The sequence below is a fragment of the Niallia taxi genome (assembly GCF_032818155.1).
Lineage (GTDB): Bacteria > Bacillota > Bacilli > Bacillales > Cytobacillaceae > Niallia > Niallia taxi_A.
Genome location: NZ_CP102590.1, coordinates 391,460 through 410,527, shown reverse-complemented (window position 1 = coordinate 410,527; position 19,068 = coordinate 391,460). Strand labels below are relative to the sequence as shown.

Annotated in this window: 15 protein-coding genes; 10 read left to right on the top strand and 5 right to left on the bottom strand. The window is 38.7% G+C overall.

Annotated features, from left to right (window positions below):
• Positions 1–146 precede the first annotated feature (146 nt).
• The 4 genes from NQZ71_RS21130 to NQZ71_RS21115 form a co-directional block, all read right to left on the bottom strand.
• Positions 147–980 carry a sulfite exporter TauE/SafE family protein gene (locus NQZ71_RS21130; RefSeq protein ID WP_328036442.1) on the bottom strand — a complete coding sequence of 278 codons (834 nt, stop codon included), beginning with the start codon at positions 978–980 and terminating at the stop codon, positions 147–149.
• 162 nt (positions 981–1,142) lie between these two features.
• Complete coding sequence (locus tag NQZ71_RS21125; RefSeq protein ID WP_144454433.1) at positions 1,143–2,024, bottom strand: LysR substrate-binding domain-containing protein; 882 nt, start codon at positions 2,022–2,024, stop codon at positions 1,143–1,145.
• 45 nt (positions 2,025–2,069) lie between these two features.
• Positions 2,070–2,972, bottom strand: a complete 903-nt coding sequence (locus NQZ71_RS21120; RefSeq protein ID WP_317012502.1) for a formylglycine-generating enzyme family protein — start codon at positions 2,970–2,972, stop codon at positions 2,070–2,072.
• A 58-nt stretch (positions 2,973–3,030) separates the two neighbouring features.
• Entirely contained in the window at positions 3,031–4,083 is a 1,053-nt protein-coding gene (locus NQZ71_RS21115; RefSeq protein WP_317012345.1) for a LacI family DNA-binding transcriptional regulator, read from the bottom strand.
• Between the two features lie 267 nt (positions 4,084–4,350).
• On the opposite strand from NQZ71_RS21115, the gene NQZ71_RS21110 reads away from it, so the two are divergent.
• The 5 genes from NQZ71_RS21110 (at position 4,351) to NQZ71_RS21090 (ending at position 11,735) form a co-directional block, all read left to right on the top strand.
• On the top strand, positions 4,351–6,129 hold the full coding sequence (locus tag NQZ71_RS21110; protein WP_317012344.1) for a sulfatase: 1,779 nt from the start codon (positions 4,351–4,353) through the stop codon (positions 6,127–6,129).
• Between the two features lie 30 nt (positions 6,130–6,159).
• A complete protein-coding gene (locus NQZ71_RS21105) occupies positions 6,160–7,065 on the top strand; it encodes an ROK family protein (protein ID WP_317012342.1) in 906 nt (301 codons plus the stop codon).
• Positions 7,066–7,162: 97 nt separating this feature from the next.
• Entirely contained in the window at positions 7,163–8,545 is a 1,383-nt protein-coding gene (locus tag NQZ71_RS21100; RefSeq protein ID WP_144454438.1) for an MFS transporter, read from the top strand.
• Positions 8,546–8,825: 280 nt separating this feature from the next.
• Positions 8,826–10,214, top strand: coding sequence for an MFS transporter (locus NQZ71_RS21095; protein WP_317012341.1), 1,389 nt, complete (start codon positions 8,826–8,828; stop codon positions 10,212–10,214).
• A 24-nt stretch (positions 10,215–10,238) separates the two neighbouring features.
• Entirely contained in the window at positions 10,239–11,735 is a 1,497-nt protein-coding gene (locus NQZ71_RS21090; protein ID WP_317012340.1) for a sulfatase family protein, read from the top strand.
• Positions 11,736–11,801: 66 nt separating this feature from the next.
• Here NQZ71_RS21090 and NQZ71_RS21085 read toward each other — a convergent pair whose 3' ends face one another.
• Positions 11,802–12,239, bottom strand: coding sequence for an IS3 family transposase (locus tag NQZ71_RS21085; RefSeq protein WP_185763498.1), 438 nt, complete (start codon positions 12,237–12,239; stop codon positions 11,802–11,804).
• Positions 12,240–12,944: 705 nt separating this feature from the next.
• Between NQZ71_RS21085 and NQZ71_RS21080 the strand changes: the two genes are divergently transcribed.
• The 5 genes from NQZ71_RS21080 (at position 12,945) to NQZ71_RS21060 (ending at position 19,048) form a co-directional block, all read left to right on the top strand.
• On the top strand, positions 12,945–13,922 hold the full coding sequence (locus tag NQZ71_RS21080) for an HNH endonuclease (RefSeq protein WP_144454442.1): 978 nt from the start codon (positions 12,945–12,947) through the stop codon (positions 13,920–13,922).
• Between the two features lie 174 nt (positions 13,923–14,096).
• Positions 14,097–14,933 carry a BglG family transcription antiterminator LicT gene (licT, locus tag NQZ71_RS21075; protein WP_144454443.1) on the top strand — a complete coding sequence of 279 codons (837 nt, stop codon included), beginning with the start codon at positions 14,097–14,099 and terminating at the stop codon, positions 14,931–14,933.
• Positions 14,934–15,029: 96 nt separating this feature from the next.
• Positions 15,030–16,925 (top strand): beta-glucoside-specific PTS transporter subunit IIABC, encoded by a 1,896-nt coding sequence (locus tag NQZ71_RS21070; RefSeq protein WP_260055761.1) that lies wholly within the window; start codon positions 15,030–15,032, stop codon positions 16,923–16,925.
• A gap of 28 nt (positions 16,926–16,953) precedes the next feature.
• On the top strand, positions 16,954–18,393 hold the full coding sequence (locus NQZ71_RS21065; RefSeq protein WP_317012338.1) for a glycoside hydrolase family 1 protein: 1,440 nt from the start codon (positions 16,954–16,956) through the stop codon (positions 18,391–18,393).
• A complete protein-coding gene (locus NQZ71_RS21060; RefSeq protein WP_144454446.1) occupies positions 18,380–19,048 on the top strand; it encodes a YczE/YyaS/YitT family protein in 669 nt (222 codons plus the stop codon). The genes NQZ71_RS21065 and NQZ71_RS21060 overlap by 14 nt, the downstream gene beginning before the upstream one ends.
• Positions 19,049–19,068: the final 20 nt, after the last annotated feature.

Here is a 19,068-nt window from a genome sequence, read left to right as displayed (position 1 = left end):
TTGATAATAAAGAGTTTTTATAAAAATATACTTTTGAAAAAATCCCGTAAATAGGTACAGCCACTAAATAAATTCTCTAAGCGTCGCTATGTTCTAGTATTGCCTTAACCCACAACTCAGAAGAGGGAGGCAGTGAAAGAAGAAGCTTAGCTTAAATACAAACGAAAGCCAATAATAATTAACAGCACAGACAGCATCTGCAATATGACTTTGCCTGGTATTTTTTTCGATAGCAGTACGCCAAGCTGGGAGCCGATTAGTACGCCGAAGCCACCCCATAATACAATTTGCCAATCAATACTGCTATAAAAGATTTGCGATATAGCTCCTACTGATGAATAAATGGTAAGTGAAAATATGGACGTTGCGGTAGCGATATGTGTTGGAACCTTAAAGCCATATATCAATATTGGTACAAGTAGCCAACCGCCACCAATTCCTAAATAGCTGGAAAGCACCCCCATCAGAAATCCAATTGGGAGGATGTAGGCTATTGGTAAATGTGCAGCATCTTCCAAAACAGCGTATTCTTCACTTGCGGCAGCAATTTCATCCTTCGCCGTGCCGTCTTGCCCTAATTGAAGAGCTTTTTTTCTTCTTAGATTTGCAAACGGAGAATTTTTGGCGAATAGAAATATTCCTAAAGCAACTAATATTGTTGCGAAAATAACATAAAAGTAACTCGATGAGTAGATTTGCAGAAGCCATACACCGAGGATAGAACCAGGGATTGCACCAGCACTAAGTGTTATGCCTGTGCGGTAATGAATTCGTTTTTGTTTTGCATAGCCGACTACCCCTGATAGGGAGTTAATTAAAACAATCACGATTCCAGAACCAGCAGCAAGGGCAGGATTCATTTGAAACACCAGCAATAATGCAGGAACAAAGATAAAGCCGCCACCAGCACCGACAATTGTTCCATAGCCACCTGCAATAATGCCAATGATAACCAATAATAAACCTGTTAGGATATCCATCATCGTTCCTCCTTTTTCTTATACCTTAAGGCTATCAAAGGAGGGGACGATTGTATATTTGAATAATTTTATAGCCTATAAGCAACTGTTATACCCATTATATAAACCTAAAGTTAATAGGAAAAAGCAGGCTGTTTTTAGATAAAACGCCTGCTGAAAAATTTACTGGCGAATAAATTGGACGAAATATTTCAAACCAGATTTTTTAAAGCGATGGGATTTCTGTACCATCCATAAATCACGGGATATAAGGAAATTAGTAATCTTTACTTCATGCAGTGTACCGCTCTTTAATTCCTTTGTTACAGTTAATCTTGGCATGATGCTGACACCTAAATCGGCTTCAACAGCACTTTTTATTGATTGATAGCTTCCTAGCTCCATCGCGCTTTTAATATTAGCTAGCACACCATGCTCGTTTAAAGCAGTTTCCACAATTAGTCTTGTACCAGAATCTATTTCTCTCCAAATCATTTTTGCTTCAGAAAGCTCTTGGATACTGATATGATCCCTGCTGCTCCAAAAATGAGCAGGGGAGGTGATGAGAATTAGTTCATCATCTGCAAACTTTTCGCGGATAAGCTCTTTATTTTCTACAGCTCCTTCAACAAAGGCAATGTCAATTTCATTATTTTCAAGTTTTGCCAATATGGTAGGGGTGTTGCCAATGGAAAGGCTAAACTTTAAGTCTGGATAGCTTCTGCTGAATTCTCCGAGTAAACCAGGCAATAAATATTCGCCGATCGTCGAGCTTGCCCCGATATTTAAGACAATCTCCTCATTTCCGGTCAATTCCTGGATTGCCGCAAAGGAAAGCTTGGAATACTCTACGATTTCCTTTGCAAATGGATAGAGAATTTCACCTGCTTTAGATAACGTTAATTTCCCGGCATTTCGTTCAAACAGCTGTGCTTTATAGACTTCCTCTAATTGTCGTATTTGCCTTGTCACTGCTGGCTGTGTGACAAAGCTTAAGCGAGCCGCCTGACTAATCGTGCCTTCCTCAACAACAAGGCAAAACATTTTCAAACTTTCTATATTCACGTAATAATCTCCACCTTAAAAAGTAATTTATCCAGAATGAAGCTATTACTTAACATCTGCAACACATCGAAAGCCAAGATGCCCAGATGAACTGTCTGGTGTATTGGAGGTCCGGGCAGCAACACGATAACGATTGCAATAGGATTCATGACAAAGGTAGGAGCCACCCCTCATAATTCTTGTTTCCCCGTTTAAAGGGCCTTGCGGATTTGTCCGTCCGCCTCGATCATGAATGCTTCTGCTAAACCAGTCGGAGCACCATTCCCATACATTGCCGGAAGTATTATACAGCCCGTATCCGTTCGGCGGGAAAGACTGAGCCGGAGCAGTTCCTGCATAGCCGTCTTCCTTTGTATTTATTCTTGGGAATACACCTTGCCATATATTGCAATAATGCTCGCCGTTTGGTGTTAGTTCGTCTCCCCAAGGATATTTTTTTCTTTCAAGTCCGCCTCTGGCAGCATATTCCCACTCGGCTTCAGTAGGGAGTCGCTTGCCTGCCCAGCGGGAAAATGCATTGGCATCATTCCAAGAAATATGCACAACAGGGTGGTTCATACGATCTTCAATATGAGAGCCAGGACCTTCAGGTGCTTTCCAATATGCTCCGTTAACACCGTGCCACCAAGGCGTATTGGGAACAGGCGGTGTTTGCCTCAGCTGTATCGGTGAGAGGAACAGATAAAAAACAAAGGACCAGCCGAAGTTTTCGGCTTCTGTTACATAGCCCGTATCCTCCACAAATGCTGCAAACTCTTCATTTGTGACACAATAAGAATCTATTAGAAAGGAATCAAGCTCAATTTTGCGGACGGGACCTTCACCGTCTGCTGGAAACCCTTCCTTTTCTGTTGTCCCCATAAAAAACTCACCTCCTTGTAACTGGACCATTTTATTTCTAAACTTCACATCCAGATTAGCTGCAGGTAGTTCAACATATGTTTGCATACTTTTCCTTTCTGTTTCTTTTCTCCGAACTGCACAGCATGACTGTATTTCCTTCATTTCATATCACTTCCCCTTGTGTTAGGTTGTTTCGGTGAATGACTGACTTTCGGTCTATAATAGTCGAATCTATAAGAACTTCTTCATTAAATTCTACAGTACCCTGCAGATAACGGAATAAAAGACTTGCTGCTTCCATCCCCATTTGAAAGGCTGGAACATACACACTAGTCACAGCGGGAAAGCATTGTTCTCCGTCACCGAATCGATGCTCAATTGTAGCAATTGATACATCATGTGGAACCATTAATTGAAGATTGTTTAAATAATTGATTGTCTGCTGGACGATGGAAATATCTTGTACTAAAAGGGCAGTAGGCTTATCATCTTTACTAAAAATATGATTTAATAACTGGATATAAGCTTCAAGACTGCCTGTATGATTATGAACATCAATTTGCAGCAAGTCTTTATTTGCTGCTGAATATTCGTGCGTGACGCTTTTGATTATTTTTTCCTCTGTGCTGATGATGGCAATATGTTTATGATGATGGCTAGTAAAATGATCTAGCAGGTCTTTGTTGTATTGCTTGTACTTTGCATATACATTTAACCCAATATGGTCGACTGTTTTCTCTCCAATATAGACCATCGGCATTTTTAATTGGAGAAGCTCCAGGAAGGCGTCGCAGATAAGCGGGGTTCCACCCAATATGAGTCCGTCAATTTTCTTTTGTTTAATAAAGCTGTAATACTGGGGAGGGCAATCATTTCCTTGAATTTGCTCTTTAGTAGCTGTTTCATTGATTAATAAGAGGTGATACCCATACTTTATCAATAGTTTGTTAACTCCATTAATGAATTCAAGTAAATATGTATTGGATGTGCCTTCAATAGAAGAGGTTTGAAACGGAAAATAAAGACCAATTAGTTTCGTTTCATTATTCGCTAGATTTTGAGCGATGGAGCTTGGTGTAAAATTCAGCTTCTCCACAGCATCCATTACCTTTTTTTCTGTTTTGCTGCTTGTGTAGCCACTTTTATTTAGTACTCTAGAAACAGTGGAGATAGAAACTCCTGCTAGATTTGCAACATCATAGATAGATACCTTCAATATACTCACCACTTTTTTATATTTATTGATAGATAGAAGCCTTAAAAGGGAACTGTGGAAGCGCTTCTATATTAATAATGTTAATTTATCATTAAAGCATGAACAGGTCAATCGTGTATAAAAGTTCGTTATACCCTATAAATATATTGTTATTGCAAGCGTTTAACAATTTTGATAAATTGTACATAACAAAACGATAAGCGCTTTCAAATTTATTCATTAAAATGTGGAAGCGCTTCTACATTTGAAAATAGAGGAGAGATACATATGCGAGCCATAATGGTGATGTTTGATACGTTAAATAGACACATGCTTCCAAACTACGGATGTGATTGGATCCATGCACCTAATTTTAAAAAGCTAGGGGAAAAAACAGTAGTGTTTGATCAGTCCTATGCAGGCAGTTTGCCATGCATGCCGGCAAGAAGAGAGCTGCATACAGGCAGATACAATTTTCTGCACCGCAGCTGGGGCCCAATTGAACCTTTTGACAATTCCATGCCTGAAATCTTGAAAAAAAATGGCGTCTATACCCATTTAGTAACAGATCATCAGCATTATTGGGAGGATGGGGGAGCAACTTACCATACAAGATACAACTCCTTCGAATTAGTTAGAGGACAAGAGGGAGATCCATGGAAAGGGCATGTTAAGGACCCGGATTATCCGGAAACAGAAACAGCAAAGTCCCTTGCGAGTAGTAATATGTACAGACAGGACTTAGTTAACCGGACCTATTTTGAAGAAGAGCAAAATCACCCGCAGACTACAACATTCAACTTGGGCATGCAATTTATTGAAAAGAATAAGGAGGAAGATAATTGGTTTTTACAGCTCGAAACATTTGACCCGCATGAACCATTTTTCTCTTATTCGTACTACAAAGAACTTTATCCTCATGAATATAGTGGTAAGCACTTTGATTGGCCGCCATATTATTTTGTCCAGGAAGGTGAAGAAGTCGTCTCACATGGGAAGTACGAATATGCAGCATTATTGAGCATGTGCGACCATTACTTAGGCCAAGTAATTGATTTAATGGACAAAAATGATATGTGGAAAGACACGATGCTTATCGTCAATACAGATCACGGCTATTTATTAGGAGAGCATGGCTGGTGGTCGAAAAGTGTGATGCCTGTTTATGAAGAAATTGCGCATACACCATTATTCGTTTGGGACCCGCGAGTAGGCGTTACAGGGGAAAGACGACAGTCGATTGTACAAACAGTTGATATAGCGCCAACATTGCTCGAATTCTTTGGTGTTTCACTGCCTGACAATATGGATGGACAGCCCCTACGCCAAACCATTCAAGCAGATGTACCTATAAGGGAAACAGCATTATTTGGATACCATGGAGGTCATGTAAATATAACAGATGGTAATTATGTATACATGCGGGCACCTGTCGCACCAAAAAATGAGCCACTCTATGAATATACATTGATGCCAACACATATGAGGCAGCCATTTGCACCAGAAGAGCTGCAAAACATTGAAATTCAACAACCGTTTCCTTTTACGAAGGGCTGCCAGACAATGAAAATTAAGGCAGGCGACGGCTTTGTGAATGCATTTCAATTTGGTTCTAAGCTTTTCGATGTTCATAATGATCCAAACCAAATCGAAGAACTTGAAAATATAGAAGTAGAATTACAGCTTATTGAAAAGATGGCTGCACAAATGCGGAAAAATAATGCTCCTGTAGAACAATTCGCACGATTAGGCATACCAGAGGATGGCCACATGACAGCAGAAGAGCTACAAAGGCAGAAAGAAGAGGTTCGGAAAAAAGAAAAATTATTAGTGCTTCCAAATCATCCATGGGAAAGGGCTGCCCAAAATCAGCTGCGTGCATTATTGAATATTACTCCAGAAGAAAAGCGCGTTGAATTATTGAACCAGTTTGAAGAATTTGTCTTAATGTCAGCGTTAGATGGAGTGTCAACAGAGACTGTCCATGAGTTCATTGAGACAACTTATGAAAAGGAGCATAAAGCAATGGCCCAGTACTTTACAGGCTTGGCAGGAAGAACAAGCTAACAGGAATTTTGCTAAGAAAGGATGATGACAATGTATCTTGTTATGGATATGGGAGGAACATTTATTAAATATGCCCTGCTTAATTCTGCAGGAACGATTATCACCAAAAACAAAAAGCCGACAGTTAAAACAAATCTGCCTGATTTTAAGGAAGCTTTATTTTCCATCATTGAAGAGCATGATTTAACTAGCATCAAAGGGATTGCGATAAGCTGTCCAGGTACAGTGGATGTTAATAGCGGAGTTATCTATTATGGTGGCTCCTTCCCATTTTTGCATGAGGTAAATCTTGCTGGCATGATAAAAAGCAGATATAACATAGAAACAACTGTGGAAAACGATGGGAAATGTGCGGCATTGGCTGAACTTTGGCTTGGCAGTATAAAAGGAAAAAAAGATGCTGTTGTATTAGTGCTTGGGAGCGGCGTTGGTGGTGGAGTTATTTTAGATGGAAAACTGCATCGCGGAGTGAATCTTTCAGCAGGGGAAATCAGCTATGTTATGAGCAATTTAGATCCAAACACGAAAGAAACAAGCTTTATGGGCGCTTTAGGCTCTGGGGCATTAATGGTACGAAGAATAGCGGAAGTTAAGCAGCTTGATGACTTAACGGATGGTGAGGCCGTATTTAATTATATAAACAATGGCGATGTAGAAGCAATGAAAATTTTTGATGAATTCTGCATACATGTAGCAGGTCAAATCCTTAATCTTCAATATATTTTAGACCCAGAGATATTTGCCATTGGCGGTGGTGTCAGTGCTCAAAGGATTGTATTAGAGCGAATTAAGTGGGCAGTGGGGGAAATTAAACAGGCAAACCCGATGCATATGGCAAACCCGGGTATTGTTGCTTGTCATTTCCGCAATGACGCTAACCTATATGGAGCATTGTACCATTTCTTTGTTAGCAAAGAGGGAGCATTTGTAAACTGAAAAAGGATGGAGGCAGAATTTTGCTGTCTCCACATTATGTAAATATTTGTGGAAGCGCTTCTATACTTTATAATGTAACTTTACGGAGGGAAAACAGATGAGTACAAAATCAAGAGCCCAAAAAAGCGATATATTTTTCTATTCACTTGGCGGTTTTGGTTCCAATCTTTTATTCACATTAACAACGTCATTTTTAATGTATTTCTACACAGATGTATTTAAAATATCACCTTTGGCAGTAGGTTCGGTATTTTTGATTGTTAGGGTTATTGATGCAATTTTAGATCCATTTATTGGTATGCTAGCAGACAGAACAAGAAGCAGGTGGGGTACATATCGTCCGTGGTTAATGTTTGGTTCGCCATTATTAGCAGCTATGACATTGCTGTTATTCAGTGCACCTGATTTAAGTTCATCTAATAAAATCATTTATGCGATTGCTGTATATGTTGGTTATTCTTTAGTTTCTTCAATCGTTAATATTCCTTATCATGCCTTAACACCAATTTTGAGTCAGGACCCAAGTCAGCGGACAGTCATTGTTACAGCTAAACAGCTTATGGGCAGCCTCGGAACATTGTTGATTTCTGGTGCTGCACTGCCTGTCGTCGCTTTCTTTGGCAGTGGCGAAAAAGGCTGGTTCTTCACCACATTAGCATTTTCTGTCGTAACGATTGCATCCTATTGGTTCTGTGCAGTCGGTGCTAGAAATGCAGATAATGAAGAAGTTAATAATCAAAAAGCAATGAATTCACATGACGGACATCCTCCGCTTAAGGAACAGCTGAAAATTATTTCAAAAAATGGTCCGTTACTTGCATTATTAATTGCTGGATTTGCAAATATGACAGCACAAATTGTCAACTCGCAAACTGCTATTTATTACTGGCAATATAATATTGGCAGAGAGGATTTATACTCCCAATTATTTATTTGGGGGACATTGTTATCAATTCCTGCGTTTCTGTCTATTCCATGGTTTGTCAACAAATTTGGTAAGAAAAGAGTGTTTATTGTTTCGTGCTTGATAACTATATTACCGCTTGTCATTTTGTTATTCTCTTCCTATGAAAATATAGCGGAAATTTTTACACTATCTGTTTTAGTGAAGGTTCTCGGTCCGTTATCAGGTGTTCTGCCATGGATAATGATTGCAGACTGTGTTGATTATGGAAAATGGAAAACAGGCATTAACGGATCAGCAACTATTCACTCGATGATGCTGTTTACAAATAAATTAGCTGCAGCACTTGGCGGGATTCTTGCTGGTGCTCTCCTTGGCGCTGCCGGTTATGTGGCAGGTCAGGAGCAATCAACAGAAGCATTAAATATGATTACCTACCTTTACTTCCTTGCCCCTGTTATTGGCTATATTATCGCTATAATTGCGTTTAAATTTTATGGCATTACGCCAGAGGTACAAGCTAAAATGGCAAAAGAAATAGACGAAAAAGAGAATCCAAATAGTGTAGTAAGTTAATATTTTCTCAAATAAGCCACACTTTCTGTTAAGTCTGGCTTATTTGAGAGAAAGAAAGAAAGCGCTTCCTTTAAACTATTTGTATATAAAAATTCGTTATACCCTATAAATTTAATGATATTGCAGAAGAGCGTTTATTCTGATAAATTTGTGCTAACACCAATAATGAAAGTGCTTACAACACAAGTGTGGAAGCGCTTCTATATAAGCGTGGAGGTGATTAAAGTACTAATTCAAGTAAGTTAGGATAAATCGGTATGAAATCATAAGGGGGAAACGTATGCAAAGCGCAAATGCAAGTGTAAAGAAGAGTGAGGTTGTATTTTATTCTTTTGGCGGGTTTGGTTCAAATTTATTATTCGTATTTACTACTTCCTTTTTAATGTTTTTCTACACAGATGTATTTAAGATTTCACCTGCAGCTGTTGGTACTGTGTTTTTGGTTGTTAGATTGATAGATGCCTTTTTAGATCCTTTTTTAGGTATGCTTGCAGATAGAACGAGGAGCAGATGGGGCACATATAGACCATGGTTAATCTTTGGCTCGCCACTGCTGGCAATGTCAACATTGCTGCTGTTTACAGCACCTGAATTAAGTCCAACAGGTAAAATCGCCTATGCGATTGCCGTATACGTCGGATATTCCTTTGTTTCATCAATCGTTAATATACCTTATCACGCACTTAGTGCGGTGTTAAGTCAAGAAACAACACAGAGAAACTGGATTGTTACAGCAAAGAATTTTATGGGTAACCTTGGAAGCTTAGCAGTTTCAGGCTCTGTGCTGCCATTAGTAGCTTTTTTCGGAAGTGGACAGAAAGGCTGGTTTTTTGCCACACTCTTGTTCTCGATTGCGTCTATTTTCTCCTATTGGCTTTGTGCTTACGGTTCAAAGCAGCATGATAATAAAGAAATTAACAACCTAAGGTCAATGGTCGAACAAAAAGAGCATCCTACTATTAAAGAACAGCTGAAATTAATCTCTACAAACAAACCACTTGCCATTCTTTTACTTGCAACTGTAGTTAAAATGGCAGCCTTAATGTCCACCTCATCGATTGCTATTTATTATTGGCAATATAATATTGGCAGACCTGATTTATATTCACAGCTATTTATTTGGGGAACAATTCTTGCTATTCCTGCTTATTTTGTGACACCCTATCTCGCCAAAAAATACGGAAAAAAAGCACTGTATAATTTCAGCTGTTTTATAACGATTATACCATCAGCGATTCTTTTATTTACACCGTCAGAATATGTAATGACAATCTTTGTATTATCAGTTTTCGTTAAAGTCCTCGGTCCATTCACAACTGTATTGCCGTGGATGATGCTACCAGACTGTGTGGACTATGGAAAACTTAAAACAGGCATAAACGGCTCTGCAACAGTCCATTCCATGATGATTTTTATTAATAAGGTTGGAGCAGCAATCGGCGGACTTTTGTCTGGTGTACTGCTTGGTGTTGTCGGTTACGTTGCAGGACCACAGCAGCCTCCAGAAGTATTGAGCATGATTAACTATGTGTACTTCCTTGTTCCGATTATTGGTTATGCACTTGGCTTAGTATTTATGAAGTTCTATCCGATAAACAATGACTACCATTCTAAAATACTAGCAAAAATAAATAAAAAAGACATGAATAGCCAGCCACCTGCTCTATAAATTTAAGGGAGGGTAATGATTACGATGAAGAAAAGGCCGCATATTATTTTGTTTAATCCAGATCAATGGCGTGGGGACGTGCTCGGCCATATGGGGAACCCAGCTGCAGTTACTCCTAATTTAGATAAAATGACAAGAGAGGACGGTGTATCCTTTCGTAACGCATTTTGCCAAAATCCTGTATGTACACCAAGCCGCTGTTCGTTTATGTTTGGCTGGTATCCTCATGTAAGAGGGCATCGCACTATGTATCACATGATGAGCGAAGAGGAGCCTGTACTATTAAAGACATTAAAGAATAATGGATATCATGTCTGGTGGGGTGGGAAAAATGATCTTGTCCCTTCAGAAAATGGCTTTGATGCGTATTGCGATATGAAGTATGAACCGGAAAATCAGCCAAAGCCGATGTTTGGCGGTATGTTCACAGGTGGTGAGGATAACTGGCGGGGGTTGCCTGGCAGTGACACGTATTACTCGTTTTTAGTTGGCAAGCTGGAAAAGGAGCAAGGAGAAGAATGCTATTATGACAGTGATTGGGCCAATATCTTTGGCGCAATTGAACAGATTAAAAACGCGCCAGAGGATAAGCCGCTTTGCATTTACTTGCCTATACTTTATCCCCACCCCCCATATGCGGTGGAGGACCCTTGGTACAGTATGATAGATAAATCAAAACTGCCTAACCGTATCAAAGCAGAGGACCTTTCAAAAGATATGCCGTCAATGCTGGCAGGACTGCGGGAAAGATATAACATGGAAGGGTGGTCTGAGGAGCGCTGGACTGAGCTAAGGTCGGTGTACTACAGCATGTGTGCTCGCGTTGATTACCAATTTGGACTATTAATGCAAGCACTAAAAGAGGCGGGGATTTATGATGATACAGCTGTCTTTTTCTTTTCCGATCATGGTGACTTTACAGGCGATTATGGATTAGTAGAAAAAACGCAAAATACTTTTCAAGATTGTTTGACAAGAGTACCATTTATCGTTAAACCACCAGCACACCACCAAATCAAACCAGGAATCAGCGATGCATTAATCGAGCTTGTGGACTTGGCTGCGACAGTACATGAAATGGCAGGGATAGAGGCAGATTACACCCATTTCGGACAGTCTCTTTCACCATTAATTGCAGGAATAAAAGAAGAACATCGTGAAGCAGTATTTTGTGAAGGCGGTAGAATGCATGGGGAATATCATTGCAATGAGTCTGCACCTGCAAATGAAGACACATCAATGCTTTATTGGCCAAGAGGTGAAATGCAGCGCAGTGAAGGACCAGAGCACACTAAAGCAACGATGATTCGCACAAAAGACTATAAATATGTAAAAAGAGTGTACGAAGAAGATGAATTATACGACATTAAGCAAGATCCAGAAGAAACTACTAATCGTATAAATGATCCAAATTTAACTTCCGTTCTGTTCGATTTAAAAGAAAAAATGCTAGATTTTTACCAGCAAACCTGTGACGTTGTTCCACATAAAAGATCGAGCAGGGAAGCGAAAGCACACTAACAAAAAAAGTGAGTTCGATATTTTATCGGACTCACTTTTTTTATTAAAGGTATTTTAAAAAAACGATTATTTTTTTCTGCTAGAAGAACTTTTTATTCCTAAAATTTTCATGATTCGCAAAACCTTCTTATGATTAACGTTTTGTCCACGCTTTGCAAGCTCCTCGCGAATTCGGCGGTAGCCATACCGGCCTTCATGCTCATCAAAAATTGTTTGTATTTCAACCTTTATATCAGCATCCTTATCAGGTCGGCTCATTTGTTTCAGCAGGTTATAATAAGTGCTTCGTGGAATATTAACGTACTTCACAAGAGCTGTTACCGGATATTGCTTCCTTAATTCATAGACTATTTTGGCTTTGTCTTGATTGGTGATGTTTTCTTGTTTAGACATAAGCAATTCTAGTTTTGTTAAGTAGTCATTTTCCATATCTTGCTGCCTTTTGTTTGCTATCAGAGGAACGGAAGTTTTTTGCTTTTTTGAATTATTTGATTTTGATGTCATATATATCCCTCAGTAAAAGTTGAATTTCTATTCCATTTAAAATGTAATAATGAACAAGATTGGCAGCTTATCCTTAGCTGAACTATCTCGTAATTACATCTAGTTTAATGTGTTTCAAAAATTTTGTATAGGTTTTGCGAAAAAATCTGGCATTACATATTAATTAGTAAGGTGACTTACTAGACGGACACTTTCCTAAAAAATAGTATGCAAAACACATTGATTTATGCCATTTAGGATATAGGAATTGTAATGTAGAAGTAATAGTGGCTATATATAGTCACTATATTAAAACCATTGATAATACTGAAACAATAAAATGTTTTTATGTATATGAATACACGAGTGAAAAGATAAAGACACTTACTGTCGAGACTCGCTTGAAAAGAAATAAATTACAGAAGTATTAAGCAATTAAAATCCATCTGCTAACCATGTCAAAAAAAGTCGAATATAAGCACGTAAGGAGACAATAATCAGTACAGCTTATGTTATAATTACTTATGGAACAAGTGTACGAGATATAATTACTGCATCCGTGTTTGCACACAACATGTAGCTGCACAAAAACTAACTCAGTAAAGTCTAAAAAATTATACGCATCCAATATAATAATAAATTAATAAAATAAGCATATATAAAAGGTAATGTTAACAAACGAAAATAACAGGATTTAAGCAAGCAGATATACAGGAGGAAGTTAGCTTGAACACATATATAGTCATGCAAGGAAGCAAATACCATGAAGTAAGGGACATGGGAATAATCTGGTCACCGAAAATCGCTAAAGGTGGCAGTATCGAGCATTCGTGGGAAAGAATGAAGGAAGTGAAAAAGGGCGACCGCATTTTTCATTATGTGAAAGGAAATATTGTGGCGATTAGTATTGCGAAAGAGGATTGTGTGGAAGCAACAAGGCCACTAATTTTGCAATCAGACCTTTTTGATGATGAAGCTGGGTACCTAGTTGAGGTCGAGTATTATGAACTGGACAAATCGGTAAATGTAAAAGAGAAATTCGCCGTTATTTCACCACTGCTTCCAATCAAATATTCACCTTTCCAAGACGATGCAAGTGGAAATTCAGGCTATTTGTACCCATGTAATGAAGAACTAGCGATCAAGTTGTTAGAGCTGATTGGCGAATTAAATATTTACTTAATAGATACAGAGCAGCTCGAATTATCGATGGATTACATCAAAGTAACAGAGCATAACACATTAATACCAGTTATTGCCGAAACAGAATCAGAAGTGAAAACAAAAATCCGTTTAGGACAGCAACGATTCAAGAAGGACTTAATGTCCTTATGGGGCTGCAAATGTGCATTATGCGATATCGAATTGCCAGAGCTGCTGAAAGCAAGCCGCTCCAAACCATGGAAAGACAGCACAAACGAAGAACGAAACGATCCATACAACGGTATCCTGCTATGCAGTAATCACGACGCCTTATACGAAAACGGTAAAATTGCCTTTGACGGTCAAGGCAGACTCCACATCTCACCTGAGATTAATGAAGAAGATTACTTAAAATACGGGTTATTGACGAAAAAGAAAATTAAGTTAAACCAAGACAATAAGGTATACTTCAAATGGCATAAAAGAAACATCTGGAGCAAAGCAATCGGCACAAATGAAGAAACAGAAAGCCAAGAAGAAGAAGTAATAGAACAGCCTTAAACAAGGGCTGTTTTTTTTCGTAAAATAGATTTTTCGGAATATTCCATTTGACAATGAAAACGGTTTACGATATATTTTAGCAATAAGTGGCATTGTTACTAATACTATATTTATAGTTTATTAGGCAAAACCCATCATACGTTTCAAGCAAAATAAATATGGGAGGTCGCCGTTTTGTTGATACATAAGGTACTCAACAATAATGTTGTTATATGTAAAGATGCTGAACTGAACGATATTATTGTTACAGGCAAAGGGATCGCCTTTCAAAAGATTAAAGGCGATGAAATTGAAACAGCATCAGACATTAAAGTTTATACCTTAAATAACTCAACGGTGAAGAAGAAGTTCCAGGAGGTTGTATCACAGATTCCAATTGAGTATATGGATATCAGCGAGAAGATCATTGATTATGCCAAACGAACAATTGGAAAAGAAATAAACGATACTATCTATGTAACTCTCACAGATCATATTTACAGTACATGTGAGCGCTATCGCCAGCAAATTAAGCTTAAAAATGACTTATACTGGGATATTAAACGATTATATAAAGAAGAATTTAAAGTCGGAGAAAAAGCTGTTGATAAAATCAGACAAGTGTTTCAGTTGGATTTACTTGACGATGAAGCTGCATTCATAGCAATGCATTTCGTGAATGCTGAGCTCGATAATAACGTCAATGACGTAGCGAGTATTACGATTGTTATTAACGATATTTTAAATATCGTCAAATACCATTTTAAAATCAGCTATGATGAGGACAGTATTAGCTATGGCCGTTTTATTACCCATTTGAAATTCTTCAGCTATCGGATATTAACCCAAAAGCCAAGCTTAGTTGAGGATAAGGAGCTGTTAAGCATTATTGCCGACAGATTTCCTGAAGCTGAAAAATGTGCCCACAAAATTGAAAAAATGTTGTTAGAGCATTATGATCATAAGCTAACCATCGATGAAAAATTTTATTTAATTATTCATATAGAACGAATTGTGAAAGAAAGTTGTTAGGATTGTTACCTTAAAGGCAAAACCTAAGCATTCACTAAAAATTATTTTTTAGTGCTGTGCTTAGGTTTTTTTTCATACAAAAAAGGAGGAAAACCCATGGATTACGCAAAAACAGCCAAAGATATATTAAAAGAAATTGGCGGAGAAGAAAACATAGTATCTGTTGTGCATTGCTATACGAGATTAAGATTTACATTAAAGGATGAATCGTTTATCGAGGATAAAAAAGTGGAGGACATTGACGGTGTTCTTGGCATCATGAAGTCTGGCGGTTTGTACCAGGTAATCATAGGTAATGATGTTGCCAAATGCTATAAGGAACTAATGAAAATTACTAACTTAGATGAAAATGAAACGAAGCGACCAGAAGGAAACAAACAAAAACAAAACATCATTAACCGCTTCTTTAATATGATTTCCGGTTGTATGGCTCCTGTTCTCCCTGCCTTAATTGCCGGAGGGATGATGAAGGTTGTTCAACTAATCATTGTCATGCTTGACATTTTGCCAGAAGAAAGTCAAAGCTATCGTTTATTCACAGCAATCGGTGACGCACCATTCTTCTTCCTGCCAATCCTGCTTGCTGCATCATCAGCTAGATATTTCAAAGTATCACAAACATTAGCTGTTGCAGTTATAGGTGTGCTAGTTTATCCAGACTTTATTACGATGATGGGTGAAGAAAGCGTTCACTTCTTCGGCATTCCAGTAACTGCCGCATCGTATTCCTATTCTGTTATACCTGTATTGTTAATTGTCTGGGCAATGAGTTATATTGAACCATTTGTAGATCGCATTGTTCCGACTGTTGCGAAGAACTTCCTATCGCCATTGCTAGTTTTACTCATTTCTGCTCCACTTGCCTTTATCGTGTTAGGGCCAATTGGTGCAATCGCGAGTAATTATTTCACAGATGCTCTTATGTTCGTGTATGACACTACAGGAATTGTTGCTGTTGTACTATTATCAGCCTTTATGCCGCTTATCGTTCTAACAGGGATGCACCAAGCATTTACGCCAATCATTCTCTCAAGCATCACTACATTAGGCTTTGATCCACTAATTTTAGTAGCTCAGCTAGCGAGTAACCTGTCACAGGGCGGAGCATCACTTGCAGTTGGGATGAAATCTAAGGTCAAAAAGCAAAAGCAAATCGCTTATTCTGCTGCATTCTCCGCATTACTTGGCGGTATCACAGAGCCAGCAATGTATGGAGTAACCGTAAAACTGAAAAAGCCAATGATCGCATGTATTATTTCCGGTGGACTCGTTGGTGCATTCACAGGCTTCTTCCAATTAAAAACATACGTAATGGCAACACCTGGTTTAATTTCTATCGGTGAATTCCTGGGTGGTGTCGGAAATACAAACATTATTGTTGCCGTTATCGCAAGCGCCTTAGCGATTATCCTGTCATTCACACTTACATGGTTTATTGGCTTTGATGAAAAAGAAGCAGATATTGATACAACGAAGAAAAAGAAATCAAGTACTGCACAAGCAACAAAGACAACAGAAAAAGAAATCGCAGTAGACAGTCCAGTCAGCGGCACCTTTGTACCACTGACAGAAGTAAAAGACTCTACCTTTTCGAAAAAATTAATCGGTGACGGGATTGCCATTTACCCTGACCAAAATAAAATAGTAGCTCCATTTGACGGAGAAATTGAAGCCTTCTTTGATTCCAAGCATGCGATTGGTTTAAAAAGTGATGATGGTATCGAAATTCTTATTCATATTGGCTTGGAAACAGTTAATCTAAACGGACAATATTTTACTGGTCATGTCAAAAAAGGCGACCGTGTGAAAAAAGGCGATGTGCTGATTTCATTTGATAAGGAAGCGATAAAAGAAGCGGGCTTTGATTTAGTAACACCAGTAATTGTCACAAACTCTGGAGACTATGAAGTGAAGATTCCTTCATTGGACCATATTAAGAAATTCGATGAAATCATGTATGTTAGCAAGGTTGATAACGCTTTAGTTGGTTAAAAAAACATAGAATGAGAGGAAGATAATAATGACTATTAAAGGATTTCCGAATAACTTTTTATGGGGCGGCGCTACAGCTGCCAATCAATTAGAGGGCGGCTGGAATCTTGGCGGTAAAGGTCCAAGTATTGCAGACATGTTCACTGGAGGCAATAAAGATAGAGCAAGAAGAATAACTCCAGAGCTTGAGGCTGATACATTTTATCCAAACCATGAAGCAGTCGATTTTTATCATCATTATAAAGAAGATATTCGCTTATTTGCAGAAATGGGCTTTAAAGCCTATCGCTTCTCAATCGCTTGGTCACGGATTTTTCCAACAGGTGAAGAAACAGAGCCGAATAGAGAAGGACTGGAATTTTACCATAATGTGCTGGATGAGCTGGAGAAGTACGGAATTGAACCAATTGTGACAATGTCTCACTATGAAAATCCGTTTCACCTAACAAAAACATATGGCGGCTGGGATAACCGCAAGTTAATTGATATCTTTATGCCATATGCTGAGTGTATTTTACGCGAATATCAGGATCGGGTCACATACTGGATTTTATTTAATGAAATTAACCTGCTCACACAGCCAATGGGCGGCTATTTTGCTGGCGGAATGATTTTAGAGGGTGTCGAAAACGAAGAAGAACGGCGCTACCAAGCAATGCATAATCAGCTCGTTGCCGGCGCAAAAACGGTAAAACTGGGAAAGTCTATCTCAGAAAGCTTTCAATTTGGCTGCATGATCGCCTATGTTGGAGCCTATGCATTAACATGTAAGCCAGAGGATGTAAGAGCACAGCAAAGAACAGACCAAATTCATAACTGCATTGCCGGAGATGTTCATGTGCGCGGGCAATATCCTGCCTTTGCGCACCGCTTCTTTGCAGAAAAAAATATTGATATTAACATGCTGCCAGAGGATGAGCAGATTTTACAAGATGGGGTTGTCGACTACTATACATTCAGCTATTACACAACAAATTGTGTTGCTGAAAATCCTGAAGGAGCAAAGGTATCTGGCAATGGCAGCGGCGGCTTGATGAACCCATATTTAAAAAACAGTGATTGGGGCTGGCCTATTGATCCAGAAGGCATTCGCTGGGCACTAAATAATATTCATGACCGTTATCAGCTGCCAACAATGATTGTCGAAAATGGCTTAGGCGCAGTTGATGTCGTCGAGGAGGATGGCTCTATTAATGATGACTACCGCATCGCTTATCTTGGCGCGCATATTGAACAAATGAAGGAGGCTGTTAAAGACGGAGTCAATTTAATAGGATATATGCCATGGGGCTGTATCGACTTAGTGTCTGCATCAACTGGCGAAATGAAAAAAAGATACGGGTTTATCTATGTCGACAAACATGACGACGGATCAGGAGATTTTGGCAGAAAGAAAAAGAAATCGTTTGAATGGTACAAAAAAGTGATTGCATCAAACGGAGAACTGCTGGAAAATGAGGCCCAATAAAATTACCTTAATCATGATGATTCTCGGTATAACGCTAATAGGCTTCAGTGTTGCGATATTCAGGCTAATTGCATTTGGTACAGATCCCTATAGCGCTATGAACCTTGGATTCACAAATATTTTTCCTTTATCATATGGAACGATGCAGCTTGCCGTAAACCTGGTTCTGCTCCTGTTTCAGCTGCGCTTTGCGAAAAAAACAATGGGCGTAGGGAGCTTTATTAACTTAATCTTGCTAGCGTATATGTCCGATTATTTTTTATATGTTCTTAAGACAGTACCTATCAATTATGAATTACTTGAAATTCGCATCCTGCTTTTACTGATAAGCTTAATTTTCTTAACATTTGCTATTTCTTTGTATACAATCAGCGACCTAGGAATTGCACCATATGACTGTTTATCTGTCTTTATGTCTGAAAAGTGGAGTATAAAATACCATTGGTGCCGCATTATGACAGATTCCACCTGTATCGCCATTGCGTTTTTGCTAGACAGTGAAATAGGAATAATAACTCTTTTTCTAGCATTATGTACAGGTCCGTTTGTTTCCTATTTTAACAAGAATGTGAGTATTCCGTTAAGATTAAGATACGATGGTATATACAGGGCAGCACACACTATTATTCAGCCTAAAATAGGCGGAGGTGCTTAAAACACCTCACATGGCCTTCC